Below are 24,289 nucleotides of genomic sequence, written 5' to 3'. Positions count from 1 at the left end.
TTCGGTCAACGCCCTCCGGTGATCAGACATCGCGGCTGATTTCGGCCAACCTCGCCGCATCTCCTTTCATTACCGATGTGCGCCGCATCACACTCGAGAACAGAAGCGAGCCGCCACCGTCACTGGTGTCGGCCGTGGGTCTCAATCAGAGGAGTGTCGATGACCGTCATTGATTCCACCAAAACGTCTGTGCGGAAGCAGATCCCGGTCCCCGAGCCAGGACTGACCGTTGACGACTTCTTGGCTCGTGCGCGTGGGTTGAGGGACAGGCTGCGCGAGGAGCAAGCCGAAACCGAGCGACGCACCCGCTACTCGCCGGAGCTGCACGAGGAGTTCAGGCGGCTCGGCTTTTACCGGATGCTGCAGCCGGCTGCTCTGGGCGGCTACGAACTGTCGATTCAAGACTTCCTGCGCGTCGTCGTCGAAATCGGTCGCGGATGTCCTTCGACAGCATGGTGTTTGTGCCTGGGCTCGGCCCACGTGGTCAACCTTGCCGGGCTGTTCGATGCCGACGTTCAAGCCGAGGCCATGGGCGCCGACGGACATTTCATCGCGCCCTCCCGCGTGGTGCCCTCGGTGACCGCGACGCCGGTGGACGGTGGTTGGGAACTCAACGGGCTCTGGGACTACTGCTCAGGCGTGCCCTACTCGACACACGTTTTCAATGCGGTGATGATCATGCCCGCCGACGGCGGTCGTCCCCATCCGGGGCTGGCGCTGGTACCGCGCGACAAGTACGAGATCCTCGACGACTGGGGCACGTTGATCGGCCTCAAGGGCAGCGGTTCCAACTCGGTCAAGGTCGACCACTGCGTCGTCGACCATGGATACGTCCTCGACATCGATATCAACGCCATTCGTCCGGATCAGACCTATGGGCTTGAGCTGTATGGCAATCCGATGTACATCGGGCCGATCCAGCCGTTCTTCTTCGCCGAATTGCTCGCCGTCGCATTGGGAATGACCAAGGCGATGTTCGACGAGTTCGCGGCGACGATGCCGGTGAAGAAGACGATGTGGCCACCGATGGCTGTCCGCGCAGAGGACTCGTTCTATCGGCAGTGGTACGGCGAGGCAACCACCCTGATCGATCAGGCTGAAGCCTGCCTGCTCAGCGTCACCGCCTCCTACACCCAACTGTGCGCCGAGTCGGCGGCGACCGGCAGGCCGGTCACCATTGCCGAGAATCAGCGCTTGGTCTCGCTGGCCATCCAGGCTGGCAAGGTGCTCACCGAAGCGATGGATCTGATGGCTCGTGTGACCGGGTCCAGCGCGATGAAGGATGGCACACGCACACAACGTTATTGGCGAGACTTCACCATGTACCGCAGCCACGTCGCGCAGACCATTCGCGAAGCCACCGCCAGCGGATACGCCGTTGCCGCACTCGCAGAGGCGAACGCCTGATGCGCGCGGCACTCTGGCACGGAAACGGCCGCCACGTCGAGGTCGACGATGTGAACCTGCCCGCTCCCGGCCCGCACGAAGTGGTTGTCGACACCACCGCGGTGGTCGCCTGCATCACCGACGTCATCGCCTTCGACAATCCCCCGTTCCCGCCCGGCGCACACATCCCGCAGATCCCCGGTCACGGGGGTGTGGGCATCGTGTCTGCCGTGGGCTCCGACGTCAGTCGGGTACGCGTGGGCGACACCGTGCTCGCATCGGCCAATCCGTGGTGCGGTGTCTGCTACGCATGTCTACGCGATCGGCCGGACATGTGCGGCGAGCTGACCTTCCTCGGGCCCGAGATCGAGCTCGCCAGAACGGGTTCCACGGTCGCGCACTCCTACCTCGGGTCCTACGCCGAACAGATGCTGACCAGGGAAATCCAGGTGGTGCCGCTGACCACAGGTCTATCCCATCAGGCGCTGGCCGTCCTGGCCGACGGCGGTGCAGGTGGCGTAGGTGGAGCGTTCAACGTCGCGCCGGTCACCGCGGGAGCCAGCGTCGCGGTCGTCGGGTGTGGCATGACGGGGCTCGCATACCTGCAGAGCGCGCGTGTTCTCGGAGCAGAAACGATCATCGCCATCGATCCGCTGGCGCATCGTCGGGAAATTGCCGAAAAGTTCGGCGCCACACACACCTTCGACGCCAATGATCCCGACCTCGTCGAGAAGGTCAAAGAGGTGGCCGGCAGCTATCCGGCTCTCTTCGGCGACAAGCGCGGCGTCGAGTTCGCTTTCGAGGCCTCGGGTGAGGCGACCGCGATGGGTACCGCCATGGCGATCACGCGCCCGACGGGTCACGTCGTCCTCGCCAGCGTCACCAAGGACTTCCTCACTGCGACACTGCCGATCAGCGCGTTCGACGCAGCGATGAACGGCAAACAGATTCACGGCTGCCAGTGGGGACAGACCAACCTGTTGCGTGACATCCCGGTGTGGACGGGGCTTCTCGAACGCGGTGAATTGGACTTCGATTCAATGGTTTCGACCACTGTGGGCCTCGACGCCATCGACGGCGTCCTCAATCAGGTGGCCGACTGCGAGGTCGTCGCAGCTGTTGTGGAGCCGCGACGATGACCGCGCTCGACATCAGGGCAGGTGCCGCTCGCCCAACTCGCGACCCGTTCGATTCGGATCTGTTCCGCGACGTTCTCGGGCGATTCTGTTCCGGCGTCGTGGTGATCACCGCTTCCAGGAGCGGGGAGAACGTCGGCATGACCTGCCAGTCATTCATGAGCATGTCGCTGGACCCACCGCTGGTGGCTTTCGCGCCTGCGGCCACGTCGTCGACCTATCCTGCGATCCGGGATAGCGGGTCGTTCGCGGTGAACGTGCTGTCCAGCACGCAATCGGCGACCGCGCTGGGTTTCGCACGCCGCGGCATCGACCGATTCGCGCTTGCGCCATGGCATCTCGGTGAAACCGGCGCACCGCTGCTCGACGACGCGGTCGCCCACATCGAGTGCGAGCTGTACGCCGAGCACATCGTCGGTGACCACTTCCTATCCGTCGGACGAGTAGTTGCCCTTGACGGCCATCCCGACGCCGAGCCGTTGCTGTTCTTCCGCAGCGCTTTCGGCGCCTGGAGCGCCGCATCACACAGCGCCACACCAAAACAGGAGTCGTCATGAGTGTTTCCGTCACCGACCCCGCCGCCGACGAATCGGCAGGCCCATCACGCACGGTGCGCGCCGCGGTCGCCGCCACCATCGGCGCGCCATTGAAAGTCGAGGAGGTGGAGATCGGCGCACCGGCCGCAGGCGAACTCCGGATCGACCTGGCCGCGAGCGGTATCTGCCACACCGATCTCAGCGCGCGCGACGGACAGTTTCCGGCACAGTTCCCGATCGTCCTCGGCCATGAGGGAACCGGATCCGTCACAGCGGTGGGTGAGGGAGTCGACGATGTGCGTATCGGTGATCGGGTGGTGCTGACCATTGATCACTGCGGACATTGCCGAAGCTGCGATCGCGGTCGGTACTGGGCGTGCGCCAACGCCTTCGGGATGAACATCGCAGGCGGTCGACCCGACGGCACAACGGCGTTCTCTCTGGACGGCAGCCCGATCCACTCGCACTGGTTCGGTCAATCCTCCTTTGCTGCAACGATTCTTGCGCCCCGCTCGACTGCGATCGTCGTCGCCGATGACGTGCCGGCAGAGGTCGCGGCGCCGCTGGGATGCGGCATCATCACCGGCGCCGGGCCGGTCCTTCATCCCCAGACCACCCGCCCGATGGACAGCCTGGCGGTATTCGGCTTGGGCACCGTCGGTCTCGGAGCCGTGATGGCGGCCCGGATTCGTGGCATCGACCGGGTGATCGGTGTGGACCCGGTCGCCTCGCGGCGCGAGCTGGCCCTCGAGCTCGGTGCCACCGACGTCATCGATCCGTCGGCATCGGATTCCGTCGAAGAGATTCAGCGCATCACCGGTGGCGGCGCCGACCAGACGCTCGAAACCAGCGGTGCGGCAGGAGTTCTCGACGTCGCGATGGCGGCGACGATCACCGGCGGACACTGCGGTGTGATCGGCGCGCCGCCACCGGGCACCGCGTTCACGACCGATGTCACCATGTTCATCGCCCGCAATATCTCCATCTCCGGTGTGGCGATCGGCGACTGCGACGCGAACCAGGTGATACCCGAACTCGTCGACCATTGGCGCAACGGTGATCTGCCGGTGGAACGGCTGGTCACCACCTTCGATATGGACGCGATCAACGATGCGATCGCCGCGGCCAAGAGCGGCCGAGTCATCAAGCCGGTCATCGTGTTCTGACGGATTTCGTCTTAGCTCACCACAACTCATCTCTCGCCAGTGCCTCTCGGGACACGAGCGACAAACAACGTAGACGACCGGCCGGACCGGTCGTGGAAAGGTGGCCACCAATGCCTGCATTCGACGACGGCATGGCCCAGACCGAGATACCCACCGGCCAGGTGGTCGAAACCGATGTGCTCGTCGTCGGATCCGGACCGTCCGGGGCGGCCGCGTCGCTGATGCTCAGCGAACTCGGCATCGACAACATCATGATCACCAAGTACCGCTGGACGGCCAACACGCCGCGTGCGCACATCACCAATCAGCGTGCGATGGAGGTCTTTCGAGACCTGGGCATCGAGGACCAGGTATTGGTCGACGCCACCGCGCACGACCTCGTCGGCGACACGGTGTTTTGCACATCAATCGCCGGCGAGGAGATCGGCAGAATCCGCACCTGGGGCACCCGTCCCGACCGGGAGGCCGACTACCAGCTCGCTTCGCCATGCCTGACGGTGGATATCCCGCAGACCTACCTCGAGCCGATTCTGGTGCGCAACGCCACGATTCGCGGTACGCAGGCCAGGTTCTCCACCGAGTACCTCTCGCACACCCAGGACGACGACGGGGTGACCGTCGAAGTCCTCGACCGACTCACCGCCCACCGTTACCGCATCCGCGCCAAGTACTTGATCGGGGCCGACGGCGCCCGCTCGCAGATCGCCGCCGACATCGACCTGCCGTTCGAGGGGGCGATGGACATCGCCGGGTCGATGAACATCACCTTCACCGCCGACATCGCCGCCCTCGTCGACCACCGCCCGAGTGTCCTCTACTGGGTCATCCAGCCCGGCTCCAACGTCGGTGGCATCGGCACCGGACTGGTCCGGATGGTCCGGCCGTGGAACGAGTGGCTGATCGTGTGGGGCTACGACATCAACCAGCCGCCACCGGTTCTCGACGATGCCGCCGCCACCCAGATCGTCCGCGATCTACTCGGCATGCCGGATCTGGAACCGGAGATCACCGGCTACAGCCTCTGGGGCGTCAACGAAATGTATGCGACGAATTTGCAGCGCGGACGGGTGTTCTGCGTGGGCGACGCCGTGCACCGCCATCCGCCCAGCAACGGACTGGGGTCCAACACCAGCATCCAGGACTCCTACAACCTGGTGTGGAAGATCGCCGCCGTGCTGTCCGGTCAGGCCGGGCAGGGACTGCTCGACACCTACACCGCTGAACGGGCGCCGGTCGCCAAACGCATTGTCACACGGGCGAATCGGTCGGCGCGAGAGTTCGCAGACATCTTCACTGCACTCGATATCGAGGGACTGACCGACCCGGCAGAGATGGCTGCGGCCATGAACCGTCGCAAGGAGAACACCCCAGAAGGTGCCGCGATGCGCGCCGCACTGGTCGACGCCATGGAGACCAAGAACTACGAGTTCAACGCTCACGGAGTGGAACTCGGTCAGTTCTATCAGTCCGACGCGGTCATCTCCGATGGAACGTCGCCACCACCGAGCCTCGATCCGGATCTTTATCACGTCATGTCGACCAGCCCTGGTGCCCACCTGCCGCACGCTTGGGTCGGAGATCAGAACACCAAGCTCGCCACGATGGATCTTGCACCCTACCGTCGCTGGACCCTGATCACCGGCGTGGCAGGCGAGCAGTGGGAGGAGGCTGCCGCGAAGGTGTCGGCGACCATGGGAATCCCGTTGGAGGCCATCGTGATCGGGCCCGGACGCGAGGTGACCGACCTCTACTTCGACTGGGCCAGGCTGCGCGAAGTCGGCGAGGCCGGTGCGCTGCTGATCCGGCCGGACAAACATGTGGCCTGGCGGTCACAAGACCTGCCGACCGATCCGGAGGCCGCGCTGCGTGCTGCCATGACCCAATTGCTGTGCCGCACATGACGATGAGTTTCGTGCACGTCAGCAATCCTCAGCGAGTGGTGTTCGCTCCCGACGATGCAGCCCGTGCGGTGTCAGACGAAGTGGAACGGCTCGGGGTCCGACGGTTGATGCTGATCGGCTCATCCGGCGGGCACGCTGACAGGCTCGCCGAGGGCCTGCCGGTCGCGATTCGGCAGCATGAGGTCACCATGCACGTGCCCGTCGAACTCGCCGACACCGCACGAGAGCGCGCCAAGATCGCCGATGTCGATGCGGTGATGAGTGTCGGCGGCGGGTCGGCAATCGGGCTGGCCAAAGCGGTGGCGCTGACCACCGGGCTGCCGATCATCGCGGTGCCTACCTCCTTCGCCGGATCGGAGGCCACCGATATGTGGGGGATGACGCAGAACGCTACGAAGAGCACCGGCGTCGACCCGAGGGTGCTGCCGCGCGCGGTGATCTACGACGCGACGTTGACCGCGTCGATGCCGTCAAACATGGCGGTGGCCAGCGGGCTGAATGCACTGGCCCACGGGGTGGATTCGATGTGGGCACCGCGGTCGGATCCGATCGATCAGGCGCTGGCCGAGGAGGCCATCCGGTCACTGGCGTATGGACTGGGGGAGATCGTCGACGATCCCGGCGCAATCTCCGGACGGGAGCGCACCCTGTACGGCGCATATCTGGCCGCGGTCGCGTTCGCATCGGCGGGTTCCGGGCTGCACCACAAGGTCTGCCACGTCTTGGGCGGCATGTTCAACCTGCCCCACGCGCAGACCCATGCCGTCGTGCTGCCGCACGTCGTGGCGCTCAACGCACCCGCCGACGATGCCGCGAATACCCGCATCTCCAGAGCGCTGGGTTCGTCCACAGCCAATGACGGACTTGCCGACCTCTACCAGCGCTTGGATGCGCCGCGCTCACTGGCCGAACTCGGTATGCCCGAAGCCGGAATCGAACGTGCTGCGCTCGCCATCATCGGCGTCATGCCCGCCGGCAACCCGGTCGAGCTGACCGAAGTCAACCTCGCAGCGCTGCTTCGCCGCGCATGGAAAGGAACACCGATCACATGAGCACCACCGACTCCACTGTGGACCGTGCCGTCGACTCGGTCGACGAGCAGCAGCGACGCGAAGCGCAACTCATCGCCGACGTCGTGGCCTCCTTCGAACACTGTGCCGATCCGAGGCTGCGGGAGTTGATGATCGGCATTGTCGAACACGTGCACGCTTTCATCCGGGAAACCCGCCTCACCGAGGCCGAATGGAGCACCGCCATCGACTTCCTCACCCGCGCCGGACACATCACCGATGACCGTCGTCAGGAGTTCATCCTGCTCTCCGACGTATTGGGCGCGTCGATGCAAACGATCGCCGTGAACAACGCCGCCTACGGCGACGCGACCGAGGCGACGGTGTTCGGGCCGTTCTTCGTCGACGACTCGCCGCGGATACCCGACGGCGGCGACATCGCGGCCGGTGCGTCGGGTCAGCCGTGCTGGGTCGAGGGAACCGTTCGCGATCACCTCGGGAACGCGCTCGACGGCGCGCGGGTGGAGGTATGGGAGGCCGACGAGGACGGCTTCTACGACGTGCAGTACGACGATGATCGGGTCGCCGGTCGCGCGCATCTCTTCACCGGCGCGGATGGGTCGTACCGGTTCTGGGGCGTGACACCCACTCCGTATCCGATCCCGGCCGACGGTCCGGTCGGTGAGATGCTCGCCGCGGTCGGTCGGTCCCCGATGCGGGCATCTCACCTGCACTTCATGGTGTCGCACGAGGGATGCCGCACGCTCGTGACGCACATCTTTGTTCGCGGCGATCGGCTGCTGGGCTCTGATTCGGTGTTCGGAGTGAAAGACTCCCTCGTGCACGACTTCGTCGAACAGCCCGCTGGGACGCCGACACCCGACGGCAGGGTGGTGACCGGTAGCTGGTCGCGCACTAGATTCGACATCGTGTTGGCGCCGACCGGTGTGTGACCGCAGCGCCGGGCGGCGTCGGTCCCGCACCGGCGGGAAAAGCCGATCCGATAGGGTTCGGGAGTGAGTGATCACCCCTCGACCACCGAAAACGACGACCAGACGCCCGAGCAACTGCGTATCCGTCGGGAGAAGCGCGACCGCATCCTCGACGAGGGACGCGAGGCCTATCCGGTGTCGATCGGCCGTACGCACAGCCTCGCCGAGATCCGCGAGGCACACCCCGACCTCGAAGCGGGCACCGAGACGGGCACGAACGTCGGCGTCGCCGGACGTGTGATCTTCCTGCGCAACAAGGGCAAGCTGTGCTTCGCCACGCTGCAGGAGGGCGACGGTACCCAGCTCCAGGCGATGATCAGCTTCAACGGGGTCGGCGAGGAGTCGCTCGCGCGATGGAAGTCCGACGTCGACCTCGGCGACATCGTCTACGTCCACGGTGAGGTCATCAGCTCGCGTACCGGCGAACTGTCGGTGATGGCCGACGACTGGGCGATGGCGTCGAAGTCGTTGCGCCCGTTGCCGGTTGCGCACAAGGAGATGAACGAGGAGACGCGCGTCCGTCAGCGCTACGTCGACCTCATCATGCGTCCGGAAGCACGTGAGACTGCGCGGACCCGTATCTCGGTGATCGCCGAGCTGCGCAAGGCACTCGTCACCCGAGGATTCCTCGAGGTCGAGACCCCGATGCTGCAGACGCTGCACGGCGGCGCGGCGGCACGGCCGTTCGTGACCCATTCCAACGCCTTCGACATCGACCTCTACCTGCGTATCGCGCCGGAACTGTTCCTCAAGCGGGCCGTGGTCGGCGGAATCGAGCGCGTCTTCGAGATCAACCGCAACTTCCGCAACGAGGGCGCCGACTCCACCCATTCGCCCGAATTCGCGATGCTCGAGACCTACCAGGCCTACGGCACCTACGACGACGCCGCGACGATGACCCGCGAGATCATCCAGGAGGTGGCACTCGGCGCGATCGGCACGCTCACGCCGGAAATGCCGGACGGCACCACCTACGACCTCTCCGGCGAGTGGACCTCGTTGGAGATGTACCCGTCGCTCTCGGAGGCGCTCGGCCAGGAGATCGTTCCCGACGGCGGCCCGGAGCATCCCGGGACCAGCGTCGACGAGCTGCTCGCCATCGCCGCCCGCGTCGGCCTCGAGGTGCCCAAGGACAAGGGTTACGGTCACGGGAAGCTCGTCGAGGAACTGTGGGAGCACATGGTCGGCGAGAAACTCTCGCAACCCGTGTTCGTGCGCGATTTCCCCGTCGAGACGTCGCCGCTGGTGCGCGCGCACCGCAGCGTGCCGGGCGTCGTCGAGAAGTGGGACCTTTACGTCCGCGGCTTCGAGCTGGCCACCGGCTACTCCGAGCTCGTCGACCCGGTCATCCAGCGTGAGCGCTTCGTCGACCAGGCACGCCTCGCTGCCGCCGGCGACGACGAGGCCATGCGACTCGACGAGGAGTTCCTCGCCGCGATGGAGTACGGCATGCCCCCGACGGCGGGCACCGGCATGGGCATCGACCGTCTGCTGATGGCGCTCACCGGCCTGGGCATCCGCGAAACAATCCTGTTCCCGCTGGTCAAGCCGCTGCGCGACTGAGCTGCCAGACGCCGTCCTCAGCCGCGATCAGCACCCAGCCCGCTCGCGGCGACCACGGATTCGACGCCGCCCGACGCCTCGACGCGCCGCCAGCGCTCGTCGGGCAGTTCGAGCGTCTCACTCTGCCTGCGTGCGACAGTCGCGTCGGCGTCCGAGGCGTCGAGTCCGCGATGTTCGATACGTGAAATGCGCTCGGCCTCAGGTAGTTCCAGCCAGATTCCGGTGAAGTCGACGCCCGCGCGCTCGGCTGCGTCGGCTATTGCCGAGGACTGACTTCTTCGGCCGAACACGGCGTCGGCGATGACGCTCATTCCGCCGCGCAGGTCTGCTTCGGCGAGCCGGAACAGCTCGGTGTACACCGCTGCCCGCGCGGCGTCGGTGTAGGCCGACCGCGGGAGCCTGTCCGCGATACCTACTCCCGCAAGACGTTTGCGCAGTACGTCGGTGCGGAGGATGCGGGCGCCCGGAGCGGGGTCGAGACTGCCTCCGACCGCCCGCGCTATCGTCGACTTCCCGGTACCGGAACCGCCGCCAATCGCGACAAGTTGCGGGAGCGAGAAGTCGGTGAAACCCAGTGCAAGCGCGAGGTATTCGTGTGCGCGTTCGACGTCGTGCTCGGCTGCCGCGACGTGTGCGCGCACGGTGGCACGTACCGCGAGCAGTACCGGCAGCAGGCGGAATGCCTCCTCGTCGTCGATAGAACCATCGAATGTCGCATGATCGAAGTAGGTGTTGGCGACGACGTTGGCTTCGTGTCGTAGCCCGCGCGCCCACAGGTCCATCACGAGGAACGCGAGATCGTAGAGGACGTCGGTCGTGGCAAGCTCCGCGTCGAACTCCAAGCAGTCGAACGGAATCGGCTCGCCGTCGATGATCGCGACGTTCCCGAGATGCAGGTCGCCGTGACAGTGGCGAACGCGTCCGCCGCGTGCTCGAGCGTCGAGGAGGTCACGACTTTCTGTGATGAGTGCCGTGATTCGGTCGGTGAGGTTTTGTGCCACAACGGGTTCGATGATCTCCGGGAACACCGCCATGCTCGCGAGGTTTCCGTCGACGACCTCCTGCAATCGTTGCGCACCATGGGAATCCGCACTGATCTCAGATCCCTGATGTAGTTCGACGACGCGCATCGCGAGTCGCTGCAGCAGGTCGTCGTCGAGGCCACCCGGATGTGCGTAGTTGACCATCAGTGCGTCGTCGTCGAAGCGCGTCATCTCCAGGACGTGGTCGACGATCTCTCCCGCGCCGTCGAACGAGAGCGAACCGTCTGGGGCGCGTCGGATCGCGTGGACCGCGATATAGAGACCGGGAGCGAAGCGTCGATTGAGCCGGAGTTCGGCGTCAAGCGCTGCTCGACGCCGCTCCGGCGTACTGAAGTCGAAGTAGCGCAACCGAACCGGTCGTTTGAGCTTCCACGCGCGATGACCGTTGAGCACGATCACCGCGCCGTGCGTGACGATGCTTCTGGTCGGGGAGTCAGGGTCGAGGGCGCCGACCTGGGCCAGCAGGTCCTCGGCTCGTGCCGTGTCGTTCATGAGTCCGTACCGGATTCGGCCACGGCGCGGCGGTATTCGCCTGGAGGCATGCCGAGGGTCTGCCGGAAGTCGGCGGAGAAGTGCGCCTGATCGGTGTATGCGAGGTCGGCGGCGACGTCGGCGAGGGTGATCGTCGGGTCGTCGCGCAGCCGTTCCGCGGCCTCCTGCAATCGGTATCGGCGGATGACTGCCAATGGGGAGAGACCGATGTGGCGATCGGCGATGCGCTGCAGTGTGCGCACCGACATCGACATCTCGCGTGCGAGGTCGTCGACGCGGACGATGCTGCGATCCGCTGCGATCAGGTCTTGCATCTCGTTCGCGAGCAGTGCCGACTCCTGGGGCGGCGTCGCGTGTTCACGCAGCCACGACGCGAAGTGTGACGCGGCATCGGACACGTCGGGTTGATCGACAGTCATTGTTGCAGAGATAGATTGGAACAGATCGGGCGCGCAGAAGGGTTGCGCGGTGTCGCGCAGAGATCGTGGCGAAACGTCGAGCGCGGCAGCGCCCGCGGGTCGCAGCAATGCCCCGACGGCCCAGCCGGAGCCGGTCAGATCGCGGTGTGTGCGCTGAGTCGACGGCCCGACAATTAGCACCGCATCAGGTTCGACGACGAGGTTGCACGCGGGAAACGGCAGAATGTTCTGCCGCGACGTCCGTCCGGGCGCAAGGCTCCACTGGGGTATCCAGAACCACGAGACCATCGACGAGAGGTCGTCGGGCGCGCCGACGCGGTCGAAGGTGGGCAGGCGAGCGGGGTAGAGCACCCCGCGGGTGTCTGCGGTGTCCGTGACTGGGGTGTCTGGGGCGCGGGTGTCTGGGGCGCCGGAGTGGTCGGCTCCGCTGACGGGCATGCGTCCACGATAGTCGTCGCAAATCTACAAGCCGCGCACCGCACACGATCCCTAGCGTGAAACGCATGACAACACAGCAGAACACCACCACCGAGCCGACGACCGGCGTCACCGGCGACCACACCACCGACGGCATCCCGCACGGCCTGACGAGTCTCACCCCGTTCATCGCCGTACCGAATGCGAAGCAGGCAATCGAGTTCTACACCAGCGTCTTCGGGGCGAGACTGGTCGATGCCACGGAGTTCAGCGGCGTGGTCGTGCACGCCGACCTCGACTTCGGCACCGGCCACCTGCAACTCGGCGAGCCCAACGAGGAGTACGGCCTGATCGCCGCGCCCGACGGGCCTGCCGCGTGCTACTCGTTGGGCTTCTACTGCCCCAGCGCCGACGAGGTGGTGGCCAAGGCCGAAGCCGCTGGCGCGACGGTCCGCGAGCCCCTCTCGACCTTCGTCTCGGGCGACCGGTTCGCGTCGATCCTCGATCCGTTCGGGGTGCGATGGTCGGTGATGACTCGCGTCGAGGATCTCTCCGAAGAGCAGAGCGCCCAGCGCGTCGCCGAATGGGCTGCATCGCAGTCCGATTCGTGAACGAGTTGGAGTTCAGCGCAGTTCGCGTTTGAGTATCTTGCCCGACGCGTTGCGGGGAAACGCGTCGACGAACACCACCGATCGGGGAACCTTGAAGTTCGCGAGATGTGTTCGCGCATAGGAGAGTACGTCGTTCTCGGTGAGGTGGGCAGCGTCGTGGATCGTCACGTAGGCCCGCCCCACCTCGCCGAGTCGGTCGTCGGGAACTCCGATCACAGCGGTTTCGGTGACTCCGTCGAGGCGTGCGAGCGTCTGTTCGACCTCGGCGGGGTACACGTTGAACCCTCCACAGATGAACATGTCCTTGAGCCGGTCGGTGATCCGGAGATTCCCCCGCTCGTCGATCACACCCACGTCGCCGGTGTGTAACCACCCGTCGGCGTCGATGGTCGCTTCGGTCGCCGCGGGATCGTCGAGGTAGCCACGCATGACCATCGCGCCACGAGTGAGCACCTCGCCCTGGTCCGACAGCGCGATCTCCATGCCGTCGAAGGCTCTGCCGCACGTTGTCGCGACCGTGACGTCGTCGTCATCGGGGGTGCACGTGGTGATGAAGCCGCTGGATTCGGTTTGGCCGTAGGCGGTGATCACCGTGTCGACGCCGAGGTCGCGCTGGATACGCTCGATCAGCACCACCGGCACGATGGCCGCGCCGGTCACCACCAGGCGAAGCGACGACAGGTCGTGGGCTGCGCGCGCGGGGTCGTCGAGGATGGTTTGGAAGATGGTCGGCGCACCCGGAAAGACTGTCGCACGCTCTGATTCGACGACCCGCATGGCTTCGGTGGGGGAGTAGACCGCGAGCGGAATCATCGTCGTCCCGAAGAGAATCGACGGCAGAATGCCCGCCTTGTATCCGAACGTGTGGAAGTACGGGTTCACCATCAAGTAGCGATCGGTTGGACTCAGGAGTCCGTTGGCTCCCCACGCCCGCGCGCCCGCGATGGTCTGCTGGTGCTCGGCCAGAACGCCTTTCGACTTCCCGGTGGTCCCTGAGGTGAACAGAATGTCGGAGATATCTTCTGGCGCAACAGTATCTGCTCGACGATCCGCTTCGGCACGCGTCTCGTCGGTGGCACGCGTGACGAAGTCCGACCAGTCGACGCTGCCCTCGGGTGCTGGCGCCGACCCGTCGAGCGGTACCCGCACCACGAGGTCAGGCAGCGAGCCGCGATGCTCGGCAAGCAGTTCCGCCGCGTGGTCGACGCCGAGGAACTCGCCCGACACCACCACCGCCGACACCTGAGCTCTCTCGATCACGTCGACGGCCTCGGTCGCCGTGTAGCGGGTGTTGAGGGGGACCAGCACCCCGCCCGCGTACTGGATGCCCAATGCGGCGATCGGCCAGTGATAGCTGTTGGGCGACCAGATGGCCACCCTGTCGCCAGCCTCGAAACCCGATGCGACAAGCGCCGCGGCGAACTCACGGACGCACTCGAGCAGCTCCGAATACGTGAGCTCGACGCCTGCACCCCTTGTACTCCACTGGCGGTCGACGATCGCCTGCTGCGCCGGCCAGGTCCGCGCCGCCCGGATCAGCGCCGCGGGCGTCGACTGGGCGCTCTCTCCCGTCGACCGGGCACTCTGTCCCGCCGACAGGGCGCTCTGTCCCGCCGACTGGGCGCTCTGTCCCGTCGACTGGGCGCTCTGTCGCGCCGACTGTGCGTCGCCGTTGGTGACTATCGACTCCATGGCCATAACCTAACAAATGCTTGGTAGGTTATGCTAGCGATCATGACGTCGATCAACCTTGCCGATCGTGCCGTCGACCTGGGCGAATGGGTGCGAAGCACGCCCGACGCGACCGAAGAGTTCACGCGAGCGGTGCGCGAGTGGCTGGCGCAGAATCTCGTCGGCGACTTCGCCTCGCTCAAGGGTCGGGGTGGGCCGGGGAGCGAGCACGAGTTCTTCGCCGAGCGGCTGGCGTGGGATCGCCACCTCGCGGCGTCCGGCTGGACATGCCTCGGTTGGCCCACGCGGTATGGGGGCCGTGGCGCGACACTCGAGCAGCGAATCATCTTCCATCAGGAGTATGCGCGCGCGAACGCGCCTGCGAGGGTGAATCACCTCGGTGAGGAGCTGCTCGGCCCGACGCTGATCGAGTTCGGTACGGAAGAGCAGAAGCAGCGCTTCCTTCCTGGAATCGTCGACGTCACCGAGCTGTGGGCCCAGGGCTATTCCGAACCCGGGGCGGGCTCCGATCTCGCGGGCGTCTCCACGACGGCCCGACTTTCCGACGACGGCGCGCGTTGGCATGTCAACGGACAGAAGATCTGGACGTCGCTCGCGCATGTGGCGCAATGGGTGTTCGTGCTGGCGCGTACCGAAGCTGGTTCGTCGCGTCATAAGGGGCTCGGTTTCCTGTTGGTTCCGATCGACCAGTCCGGCGTCACGGTGCGGCCGATCCAGCAACTGACTGGAACATCGGAATTCAACGAGGTCTTCTTCGACGACGCGACCACCGACGCCGACCTCATCGTCGGCGAGTCCGGCGACGGTTGGCGGGTCGCGATGGGGCTGCTGCAGTTTGAGCGTGGCGTCTCGACGCTGGGACAGCAGGTGGGCTTCGCGCGTGAACTCGACGCGATCACCGAGATGGCAAGAGCCAACGGAGCTCTCGAGAATCCGGAGATAGCCGCACGCCTCGTGCGCGCCCGCATCAGGCTGAGCGCGATGCGCGCCAATGCGCAACGGACACTCGACGACGACGCGACAGTTTCCGGGGGGACCTGGGGTGCGGCCGCCGCTGCGGGGACAGCCTCGGTGGCAAAGCTGTTGTGGGCCAACTGGCATCGAGACCTCGGCGAGCTCGCGATGGCGGTGGCGGGTCCGGCGTCGTTGATCGGGCCCAGCGAGACCGTCGAGGGCCACCTCAACGACATTCACGATCCGGAGAACGTCGAACTCGACGAGTGGCAACGCCTGTTCCTCTTCACCCGTGCCGACACCATCTACGGCGGCTCGAACGAGGTGCAGCGCAACATCATTGCCGAGCGCGTACTCGGCCTACCCCGCGAGGCACGAGCGTGAAGAGGGCACAGCGAGGCGCGAGCATGAATGAAGCACGACGAGGTACGAGTGTGGAATCACTACGGGAGGTTGGGACACGATGACGCAAACGACGTCGAGTCAGGTCGATGGTGCGAGGTCGCCGTTGGCAACACCTCCGGAGGAGACGCCGGGCCACGGATTGTTGTTGGGACGCAAGGTGGTCGTGACCGCGGCGGCAGGTACGGGTATCGGATTCGCGACGGCGCGGCGTGCGCTACTCGAGGGCGCCGACGTCGTGCTCAGTGACTGGCATGAGCGACGACTGGGCGAGGCCGCCGACCAACTCGCTGCCGAGTTCGACGGTCAGACTGTCGGCAAGGTGGTGTGCAATGTGCAGTCCACTGCCGATGTGGATGCGCTGATCGCAAGTGCCGCAGACTCACTCGGCCGCATCGACGTGTTGGTGAACAACGCCGGCCTCGGTGGTGAGACACCCGTCGCCGACATGTCGGACGAGGAGTGGGACCGCGTCGTCGACATAACGCTCGCCGGGACGTTCCGGGCCACGCGGGCCGCGCTCCGCTACTTCCGTGCCGTCGAGCATGGTGGCGTGATCGTCAACAACGCATCGGTCCTCGGGTGGAGAGCCCAACGCGGACAGGCACATTACGCCGCCGCCAAGGCGGGAGTGATGGCACTGACGCGCTGTTCAGCCGTCGAGGCTGCCGATTTCGGGGTGCGTATCAACGCTGTTGCTCCGTCGATTGCCAAGCATCCCTTCCTTGCGAAGGTGACCAGCGACGAACTGCTCGACGACCTTGCGCAGCGCGAGGCCTACGGCCGCGCGGCCGAGGTATGGGAGGTCGCGGCCACCATCGCGATGCTCGCCAGCGACTACACCACCTATCTCACGGGCGAAGTGGTGTCCATCTCCAGTCAGCGCGCCTGAGCGCGAAGACCGTTATCTATCAGGAGTTCTCATGAGCACACCACAGGCGTACATCGTGGACGCCATTCGCACGCCCGTCGGCAAACGCAACGGCTCGCTGGCCAAGACGCATCCGGCCGACATGGGTGCGCATGTCATCTCCGCACTCGTCAGTCGGACAGGAATCGATCCCGCAGTCGTCGACGACGTCGTTTTCGGGTGTGTCGACGCAATCGGTCCGCAGGCGGGCAATATCGCCCGAACCGCATGGCTGGCTGCAGGAATGCCGCTGGAGGTACCCGGGACCACCGTCGACCGTCAATGTGGTTCGAGCCAACAGGCCATCCACTTTGCAGCGCAGGGTGTGATGAGTGGGACGCAGGACGTCGTCGTGGTCGGTGGTGTGCAGAACATGAGCGCAATCCCCATCTCGCAAGCCATGATTGCCGGCCAGGAGTTCGGATTCACCACGCCGACAGCCGAATCCGTCGGCTGGCGCGAACGATTCGGCGACGCCGAGATCTCGCAGTTCGTCGGCGCCGACCTGATGGCGCAAAAGTGGGACATCAGCCGCGAGGATATGGAGGCCTGGGCGCTGCAGTCACATCAGCGGGCCAAAGCCGCTATCGCACAGGGACGGTTCGACGGCGAGACCGTCCCACTGGCCGACTGCGTCGTCGACGAATGCCCACGTGAGACGTCGTTGGAGAAGATGGCCGGGCTAGCTCCGCTCGCCGACGGTTCGCGGCTGACCGCGGCAGTGGCGTCGCAGATCTCCGACGGGGCGTCGGCCGCGTTGGTGGTCAGCGAGCAGGCGCTCGCCGAGTACGGCCTGACCCCGCGTGCCCGCATCCATCACATCTCGGTCCGCGGCGACGACCCCGTGATGATGCTGTCCGCGCCCATCCCCGCGACGAAGTACGCGCTGGCCAAGTCGGGGCTGAGCATCGACGACATCGACGTCGTCGAGATCAACGAGGCGTTCGCCTCGGTAGTCCTCGCCTGGTTGAAGGAGACCGGCGCCGACCCGGCGCGCGTCAACCCGAACGGCGGGGCAATCGCGCTCGGGCATCCTCTCGGAGCCACGGGGGCCAAGCTCTTCGCGACGATGTTGGCCGAACTTGAGCGCACCGGCGGCCGCTACGGCCTACAGACCATGTGCGAGGGCGGCGGCACGGCCAACGTCACGATCATCGAGCGCCTCGGCTGACCCAGTCGATCATCTAGAGCGCCCAGTCGACACTCTCGGGCGCCCAGTCGACACTCTCGGGCGCCCAGTCGACACTCTCGAGCGCACAGTCAGGGTTCTCGTGCGCCCAGTCGGCAGTTTTAAGCGCACAGTCGACGGTCTCGGGCGCACAGTCGGCACGCTCGAGCGCCCAGTCGACGGCTCGCCCGGGTCGACTGTGCGTAGGCGGGGTGTGCGCCGTCGACCCGCGCTCGCATTCGTGTGATCTACGGCATAGCATGTGATACACAATCGGGGCGGTGTCTCATTCGACTATGCCCCCGAGTACCCGTAGATCCTCAAGGAGCCACCATGACCAAGCCTGCGGACGTGACGACCGGAGCGGGTCGACGCATCGAGAAGGGGGTCTCGTCGGAGGCTCACTCGATGGCCGAACTGCTCGAGATCCAGCAGGCCGCGTTCCTGCGTGACGGCATCCCGGATGCCAACACGCGCATCGACCGCATCACGCGGCTCGGGTCACTCCTGCTCGACAACTCCGACGAGATCTGCGCGGCGCTGACCGCCGACTTCGGCACGCGCCCAGCCGAATTGAGCATCACGGCCGACGTCGCCGGCTGCCTCATCGACATCACCCACCAGCGCCGTGGTGTCAAGGAATGGATGAAGGAGACCCCGTCGGCGCGGGTGCAGGGGTTGATCGGGTTCAAGCAGCGGGTGCGGCACGATCCGCTCGGCGTGGTCGGGATCATGGGGCCGTGGAACTTCCCGCTGCAGTTGACGTTCGTACCCGCGGCCTCGGCGTTCGCGGCAGGCAACCGCGTGCTGATGCGGCCGTCGTCGATCACCGCCCGCACCACCGAGGTCATCGCGCGGCACGCACCCGACTACTTCTCGATCGAAGAACTCGCGGTGATCACGCCCAAGCATGGTTCGGGCTCCGACTTCGCGAAGCTCGCCGTCGACCATCTGTTCTTCACCGGTTCGCCCGAGGTGGGGTCGTCGGTGGCGCAGGAGGCGGCCAAGAACCTCGTGCCGGTGACGCTCGAGTTGGGTGGCAAGAACCCGGCCGTCGTCGACGTCTCGGCAGACATCGGCAAGGCCGCGAAAATGCTGGCCGAGGCCCGCATGGCCAACGGCGGACAGGTGTGTCTGTGCCCCGACTACGTGTTCGTTCCCGAGGCAAAGCTCGGTGAGTTCACCGACAAGGTCATCGCCCACTGGACCAAGAGCTTCCCGACGATCTACGACAACTCCGACTACACGTCGACGATCAACCAGAAGAACTACGACCGCATCGTCGGACTGATCGACGACGCCGTCGAGCTCGGTGCGACCAAGCGGCAGGTGATCCCGGGAGGCGAGCAGCTTCCGTCAGCCGAGCGCCGCAAGATCCCGCCGACGCTGCTCACCGGCGTCAAGGCAGGCATGAAGATCGCCGACGACGAGGTGTTCGGCCCGGTCCTGAGTGTCTACCCGTACCGCGATCTGACCGAGGCGATCACCCACATCGCAGCGAATCCCCATCCGCTGACCATGTACTGGTGCGGCGACGACAACGCCAACTTCAAGCGGCTTGCCGACAACACACGCAGTGGATCGATCAACGGCAACGACTTCGCACTGCACATGTTCGGTGCGGAACTGCCCTTCGGCGGCATCGGCCGCAGCGGTATGGGCGCCTACCACGGCAAGACCGGCTTCGAGACGTTCAGCCATGCACGCGCAGTGGCATTTTCGACGATGCCGTTCACCGTCGCCGAGATGATCGCGCCGCCGTTCACCAAGCGCGACACGCGAATGGCCAACGGGCAGATCAAGTTCTGGAGCAAGCTCAACAAGCGCGCCGCGAAGAAGGCGCGTAAGCGCTGAGCCATTCAGGCTCAGCGACGTCACACCCCGTCATGGGTGGGTAGATCCTTCAGGGGCTTTACCCACCCATGAATCATCTGTGCCCCTCTTGTGACTGGTGTGGCCAGTGGCTCTGCTGTTAAGTGGACGGCGTGGACCGTCGCCATTTCCTCGCAGCACTGGCGGCAGGCACCGTCGTTGCGATATCCGGTTTGTCTGAATCGAAAGCCGCTGCGGCGCCGGGGCTTCCACCGAACCTCCGGTTGCCGGGCTTGCCTGAGCAGTTGCTCACGCCGCCCCTCGTTGCACCCCCACCCGTTGTGCCCAGCAAGGCGCCGCTCCCCAAGGGGCCGATTACCGCGCTACCCGGGCACGGCAACTATCTCGCGCTGACCATCGACGACGGGGTGCGGTCGGACGTCGTCGGCGCGTACATCAAGTTCGCGCAGGACACCGGTGCGCGCTTCACGTTCTTTGTGACCGGCGTCTACAAGAGTTGGACCGACCATCGGAGTTCGCTTGTTCCGCTGGTGGAATCGGGTCAGATCCAGTTGGGCAACCACACCTGGACGCATCCCTCGTTGACCTCATTGTCGGAGAGTGCGATCGCCGACCAGCTCAACCGCAACAAGCGCTTCTTGCAGAACACCTTTGGAGTCGACGGCACCCCGTTCTATCGTCCGCCCTACGGACACCGCAATGCGGCGGTCGATCGCGTCGCCGCCGACCAGGGCTACACGGCGTCGACCATGTGGTACGGGACGTTGGGCGACGAGCGGGTACTGCGCGAGCAAGACATCATCGCCAACGCGCGCACCTATTTCCGCCAGCAGGCCGTGGTGATCGGGCACGCCAATCACCCTGCGGTAACGCACATTTATCCACAACTGGCGGAGATCATCAGAGAACGCAAGCTGACCATGGTCACCCTCGACGACTACTTCGTCACCGGATGAGTCCGCGCTCGAACGCAACTCGCACGGCCGCGGCACGGTCGGCGACACCGAGCTTCGGGTAGAGCCGCAGCAGGTGCGTCTTCACCGTCGCCTCGCTGATCATCAGTTCGGCGGCGACCTGACGGTTGGTGCCGCCTCCGGCGATGGCGTGCAACACTTCTCGCTCTCGTTCGGTGAGGGTGTCGGCACGGTTGCGGCTCATCAGGCTTCCCGCCACGCTCGGGTCGAGAACGCTGTGGCCGGCTGCTGCACGACGCACCGCTGAGATCAGATCCTCGCGCGGGGTTGCCTTGAGAAGGTAGCCGTCGGCTCCCGCGTCGACGGCCGCGTGAATGTCGGTGTCGGTGTCGTACGTCGTCAGCACCAGGATGCGCGGCCAGTCGCGGTCGGCTGCGCGCAGAGCGCGAATCGCCCCGACACCATCGGATCCCGGCATGCGCAGATCCATCAACACGACGTCGGGTGTCAGCGCGGCCACCTGGGTGAGCGCCTCGTCGCCACTGGTCGCCTCGCCGACGACGGTGAGGTCTGCTTCGCGCTCGAGCATCCCGCGAATCCCGTCGCGCACCACCGGATGATCGTCGACGACGAGGATGCTGATCTGGTCCGACCGCGAGCTCATTGCGGTACTCCTTTCGGCACATCGCTTCGCTCGGTGGGAATCGACCGCTCGGTGGGAATCGACACGGAGACAACGCAACCCGCACCGGGATCGGATTCGACGACGACGGTGCCGCTGAGCAACTGCGCGCGCTCGGCCATGCCGGTCAGCCCGAAGCCGCTGTGAGCGGATCGTCGTACCGCGTCGACGTCGAAACCGTCTCCGTCATCACGGATGTCGAGCAGCAGTTCGTCGTCGAGGTAGGTCAGCGTCACCACGACCTGCTGCGCACCCGCGTGTTTGGCGATGTTCGCCAGTGATTCCTGCAGGATGCGCAGTACGGTGTCGTCGCTGCCGCCGAGGTCGTGGGCGTCGCCGTCGACCCGCAGTACCGCGGTGATGTGATTGCGCTTGGAAAAGGCGGTGAGCTGATCCTGTACAGCGGTGGGTAGCGGTTGTGCGTCCAGTGTGAGCGGTCGGAGTGCGTTCACCGCGCGTCGCGCTTCGCCGAGTCCTTCGCGCGCAAGCATTTTCGCGTTGTCCACACGGTCGCGGGTGGCGTCGGACAGTTCAGCCTCGTCGACGGATTCCAACTGCGTGACCACCGCGACGAATCCCTGTGCGACGGTGTCGTGCAATTCGCGGGCGAGGCGGGAACGCTCGTCGCGGATGCCTACGAGTCGTGCTTGCTCGAGGAGTTCGGACTGCAGTCGGGCGGTGCGAGAACGTTCTGCGAGGAGGTCTTCGGTGAGCTGGTTGCGCCGTATCACGGATGTCTCGCGTGCGTCGGTCACGACTACGACGGCGACGCCGATCACGAAGTTCAGAATCCACGCGAGTACCGACGCCCACCAGGGATTGGCGAGGTTCTCCCAGCCATAGCGTTGCGTCGCCGTCATCAGCACGCACGACACACTGATGGTCAGCACCATCGGGAGCCCGGTGAACAATGACGCGTAGAGCATGTAACCCGCCCACGACGCGATGCCTGCGATCGGTGTCGCGGCGATCGCGACGGCGATCAGCGTGGTGGTGACAGCGAAGATCCCCACACGCCGCCACATGGGCCCGATGTTGACGCGAGTCCAGATCTCGGTGAAGACCATCAGCGCGATCAACGCCGAGGCACTCACCAGATGCTGTGTCGACGACGCGGGCACGAGTTGGGCGACGACAAGCGCGACGAGATAGAGAACCCGAAGCGTCCACACCTCGGCACTGGGGGGCACGATGATGTCCGGCCAGGTCAGCTCGTGCCGACAGTCGCGCCAGCGTCCCTGCGGTTCACGCTCGAGGTTGCGTCGGAACAGGCCGTGCGCCAGCGCAGTGGTGGTGAATGGGCTGTTCACTCCCACTTGAAGGTCCGGACCGCGATCGCGGTGGTCACTGCGCCCCACACCAGTAGTGTGCCGAAGTACCCGATCGCTGGCCAGCCCGTCGTCGCGGTATCTACGAGCGCTTGTGTTCCCGCTCCCGACGGAGTGAGGTTCGACGTGACGTGCAACCACCCGGGCATCGTCGCCCGGGGTACCCACAATCCGGCGAAGAACATCAACACGAAGAACACCAGTGAGCCGAATCCCGCAGCGACCTTCGCGTTCCGGAACAGCGACGCGATCACCATGCCCAGGCCGAGAAAAGCCCAACCCGTCAGCACATAACTGACGATGAACCCGACGGGATGTTGCGGCCACTGCCCCGAGATGATCCCCGGTACGACGACGATCAGCGCGAGACACATGATCGAGACGGCGGAGGTCAACACGAACTGCGCGATCAGCAGGAGACTCGGAGATGCCGGAGTAGTGCGTAATCGCTTGAGAATGCCCATCTCTCGGTATCTCGTGAGTACGTCCGGTAGCGCCTGGACGGCGAGCAACGCCACGACGAACAGCACCAGAATCGGCTGGTACACCTGAAACACGCTCAGGCCGCCGAATTCGTCGAGCGGTTGTCGCGCGGCGGGGATCGACGCGATGATGATCGACGCCGCGACGGGCAGGATCACCGTCCAGATCACAACCCCCGGGTTACGGGCCAACAGCTTCGCTTCGGAACCGATCATCACGGTGGTGGCGCTCATCGTCGTACTCCTTCGGAATCGTTTTCGGTTGTGGCGGCAACATGAAGGTTCGGCGCGTGCGTCAGCGCGAGGAACGCGTCGTCGAGGCTCGGTTGGTCGACGCGGAGCTTGCCGCACGCGATGCCGTGTTCGTGCAGCGCGATGATGACGGCGGACGCCACGTTGTCGGTTCCGGTGACGAGAACCCGCTCACCTGTGCGCTCGACGCGGTGAACGTCGGGAAGCGCTGCGAGCGCGTGGAGGTCGACGGCGGCCGTCGGGATGAACGACATCCGTTGGTCGGCCTGGACCGCGGTCGCGAGATCTGCCGGTGTGTCGAGGGCGACGACGCGCCCGTCGTCGATGACGGCGACGCGGTCGCACAGCCGTTCAGCTTCCTCCATGAAGTGGCTGACCAGCAGGAGCGTGACGCCGGTGTCCTTGAGGTCTTCGAGCAGACCCCACACCTCACGGCGCGCGCTCGGATCGAGTCCGGTGGTCAACTCATCGAGAATGGCCACCTTCGGATTGCCGATGAGTGCCAATGCCACCGACAGACGCTGCTTCTGCCCGCCCGAGAGCTTGCCGAAGTAGGTCCCCTCGTGGCCGCTCATACCGAGTCGGTCGAGTAGTTCACGCCAGTCACGCGGTGCCGAGTAGAAGCTGGAGTACAGCCGCATCGCCTCGCCGACGGTCTGCTTCTCGGGCAGGCGCGACTCCTGCAGTTGGATGCCGAGGGCCTCGCGGAGTCCGCGTCCCTCGTCGGCCGGATCGAACCCGGCGACACGCACATGGCCGCCGTCGCGTCGGCGAAGTCCACCGATGCACTCGACGGTCGTCGTCTTACCTGCCCCGTTGGGGCCGAGGATGCCGAAGATCTCGCCTTCGGCGATCTCGAGGTCGACGCCACGGACCACCTGCTTGTCGCCGTAGCTCTTGGTCAGTCCTGCCACTTCGATCATTGCCATACGTACAACGATCCGCCGCGCACGCCGCATGCGGATCCACCGCTCGACTACATTCGACTCAGCCGATCGGT

General features: G+C 65.5%; 21 protein-coding genes. 14 read left to right on the top strand and 7 right to left on the bottom strand.

The genetic code is table 11. The annotated features are described in order from the left end of the window. The first annotated feature begins 159 nt into the window (after positions 1-159). From ABW18_RS15820 to lysS, 8 genes are all read left to right on the top strand, one after another. On the top strand, positions 160-1,407 hold the full coding sequence (locus ABW18_RS15820; RefSeq protein WP_160318053.1) for an acyl-CoA dehydrogenase family protein: 1,248 nt from the start codon (positions 160-162) through the stop codon (positions 1,405-1,407). Continuing rightward, the gene (locus ABW18_RS15815) at positions 1,407-2,525 is read left to right on the top strand and encodes a zinc-binding dehydrogenase (protein ID WP_049699939.1); all 1,119 of its coding nucleotides are present in this window, start codon (positions 1,407-1,409) and stop codon (positions 2,523-2,525) included. The genes ABW18_RS15820 and ABW18_RS15815 overlap by 1 nt, the downstream gene beginning before the upstream one ends. After that, entirely contained in the window at positions 2,522-3,079 is a 558-nt protein-coding gene (locus ABW18_RS15810) for a flavin reductase family protein (protein WP_049699938.1), read from the top strand. The genes ABW18_RS15815 and ABW18_RS15810 overlap by 4 nt, the downstream gene beginning before the upstream one ends. Beyond that, the gene (locus tag ABW18_RS15805) at positions 3,076-4,224 is read left to right on the top strand and encodes an NAD(P)-dependent alcohol dehydrogenase (RefSeq protein WP_049699937.1); all 1,149 of its coding nucleotides are present in this window, start codon (positions 3,076-3,078) and stop codon (positions 4,222-4,224) included. The genes ABW18_RS15810 and ABW18_RS15805 overlap by 4 nt, the downstream gene beginning before the upstream one ends. A 110-nt stretch (positions 4,225-4,334) precedes the next feature. Beyond that, on the top strand, positions 4,335-6,125 hold the full coding sequence (locus tag ABW18_RS15800) for an FAD-dependent oxidoreductase (RefSeq protein WP_049699936.1): 1,791 nt from the start codon (positions 4,335-4,337) through the stop codon (positions 6,123-6,125). Further along, positions 6,122-7,177, top strand: coding sequence for a maleylacetate reductase (locus ABW18_RS15795; RefSeq protein ID WP_200903276.1), 1,056 nt, complete (start codon positions 6,122-6,124; stop codon positions 7,175-7,177). Before ABW18_RS15800 ends, ABW18_RS15795 begins: the two co-directional genes overlap by 4 nt. After that, positions 7,174-8,088, top strand: coding sequence for a dioxygenase (locus ABW18_RS15790; RefSeq protein WP_049699934.1), 915 nt, complete (start codon positions 7,174-7,176; stop codon positions 8,086-8,088). Before ABW18_RS15795 ends, ABW18_RS15790 begins: the two co-directional genes overlap by 4 nt. A 63-nt stretch (positions 8,089-8,151) precedes the next feature. Beyond that, positions 8,152-9,690: a lysine--tRNA ligase gene (gene lysS / locus ABW18_RS15785; protein WP_049699933.1), complete on the top strand. Its 1,539-nt coding sequence runs from the start codon at positions 8,152-8,154 to the stop codon at positions 9,688-9,690. Between the two features lie 17 nt (positions 9,691-9,707). Here the strand turns inward: lysS and ABW18_RS15780 are convergent, their stop codons facing one another. Together ABW18_RS15780 and ABW18_RS15775 are read right to left on the bottom strand one after the other, a co-directional pair. Then, entirely contained in the window at positions 9,708-11,225 is a 1,518-nt protein-coding gene (locus ABW18_RS15780) for a bifunctional aminoglycoside phosphotransferase/ATP-binding protein (RefSeq protein WP_049699932.1), read from the bottom strand. Next, entirely contained in the window at positions 11,222-12,082 is an 861-nt protein-coding gene (locus tag ABW18_RS15775) for a helix-turn-helix domain-containing protein (protein ID WP_083444426.1), read from the bottom strand. Before ABW18_RS15775 ends, ABW18_RS15780 begins: the two co-directional genes overlap by 4 nt. Positions 12,083-12,147: 65 nt before the next feature. Here ABW18_RS15775 and ABW18_RS15770 point away from each other — a divergent pair, with 65 nt between their 5' ends. After that, complete coding sequence (locus ABW18_RS15770) at positions 12,148-12,672, top strand: VOC family protein (RefSeq protein WP_049699931.1); 525 nt, start codon at positions 12,148-12,150, stop codon at positions 12,670-12,672. A 12-nt stretch (positions 12,673-12,684) separates the two neighbouring features. On the opposite strand, the gene ABW18_RS15765 is transcribed toward ABW18_RS15770, so the two are convergent. Beyond that, positions 12,685-14,364, bottom strand: a complete 1,680-nt coding sequence (locus ABW18_RS15765; protein WP_235434412.1) for a FadD3 family acyl-CoA ligase — start codon at positions 14,362-14,364, stop codon at positions 12,685-12,687. Positions 14,365-14,406: 42 nt separating this feature from the next. Here ABW18_RS15765 and ABW18_RS15760 point away from each other — a divergent pair, with 42 nt between their 5' ends. The 5 genes from ABW18_RS15760 (at position 14,407) to ABW18_RS15740 (ending at position 20,587) form a co-directional block, all read left to right on the top strand. Further along, the gene (locus ABW18_RS15760) at positions 14,407-15,702 is read left to right on the top strand and encodes an acyl-CoA dehydrogenase family protein (protein ID WP_049700098.1); all 1,296 of its coding nucleotides are present in this window, start codon (positions 14,407-14,409) and stop codon (positions 15,700-15,702) included. 79 nt (positions 15,703-15,781) lie between these two features. Continuing rightward, complete coding sequence (locus ABW18_RS15755; protein ID WP_049699930.1) at positions 15,782-16,612, top strand: SDR family oxidoreductase; 831 nt, start codon at positions 15,782-15,784, stop codon at positions 16,610-16,612. A gap of 31 nt (positions 16,613-16,643) precedes the next feature. Then, the gene (locus tag ABW18_RS15750) at positions 16,644-17,801 is read left to right on the top strand and encodes an acetyl-CoA C-acetyltransferase (protein ID WP_049699929.1); all 1,158 of its coding nucleotides are present in this window, start codon (positions 16,644-16,646) and stop codon (positions 17,799-17,801) included. 330 nt (positions 17,802-18,131) lie between these two features. Next, entirely contained in the window at positions 18,132-19,652 is a 1,521-nt protein-coding gene (locus ABW18_RS15745) for an aldehyde dehydrogenase family protein (RefSeq protein WP_049699928.1), read from the top strand. 131 nt (positions 19,653-19,783) lie between these two features. Further along, on the top strand, positions 19,784-20,587 hold the full coding sequence (locus ABW18_RS15740) for a polysaccharide deacetylase family protein (RefSeq protein ID WP_049700097.1): 804 nt from the start codon (positions 19,784-19,786) through the stop codon (positions 20,585-20,587). Here ABW18_RS15740 and ABW18_RS15735 read toward each other — a convergent pair. Genes ABW18_RS15735 through ABW18_RS15720 form a run of 4 tightly spaced genes read right to left on the bottom strand, consistent with a single transcriptional unit; the run spans position 20,577 to position 24,218 of the window. After that, a complete protein-coding gene (locus ABW18_RS15735; protein ID WP_049699927.1) occupies positions 20,577-21,209 on the bottom strand; it encodes a response regulator in 633 nt (210 codons plus the stop codon). The genes ABW18_RS15740 and ABW18_RS15735 overlap by 11 nt on opposite strands. Beyond that, entirely contained in the window at positions 21,206-22,537 is a 1,332-nt protein-coding gene (locus tag ABW18_RS15730; protein ID WP_235434411.1) for a sensor histidine kinase, read from the bottom strand. Before ABW18_RS15730 ends, ABW18_RS15735 begins: the two co-directional genes overlap by 4 nt. Further along, positions 22,534-23,271, bottom strand: a complete 738-nt coding sequence (locus ABW18_RS15725; RefSeq protein WP_049699926.1) for an ABC transporter permease — start codon at positions 23,269-23,271, stop codon at positions 22,534-22,536. Before ABW18_RS15725 ends, ABW18_RS15730 begins: the two co-directional genes overlap by 4 nt. Continuing rightward, positions 23,268-24,218, bottom strand: a complete 951-nt coding sequence (locus ABW18_RS15720; RefSeq protein WP_049699925.1) for an ABC transporter ATP-binding protein — start codon at positions 24,216-24,218, stop codon at positions 23,268-23,270. The genes ABW18_RS15725 and ABW18_RS15720 overlap by 4 nt, the downstream gene beginning before the upstream one ends. Positions 24,219-24,289 lie beyond the last annotated feature (71 nt).

The sequence above is a fragment of the Gordonia jacobaea genome (assembly GCF_001186365.1).
GTDB lineage: Bacteria > Actinomycetota > Actinomycetes > Mycobacteriales > Mycobacteriaceae > Gordonia > Gordonia jacobaea.
This window is presented reverse-complemented; position numbering and strand designations above follow the sequence as displayed.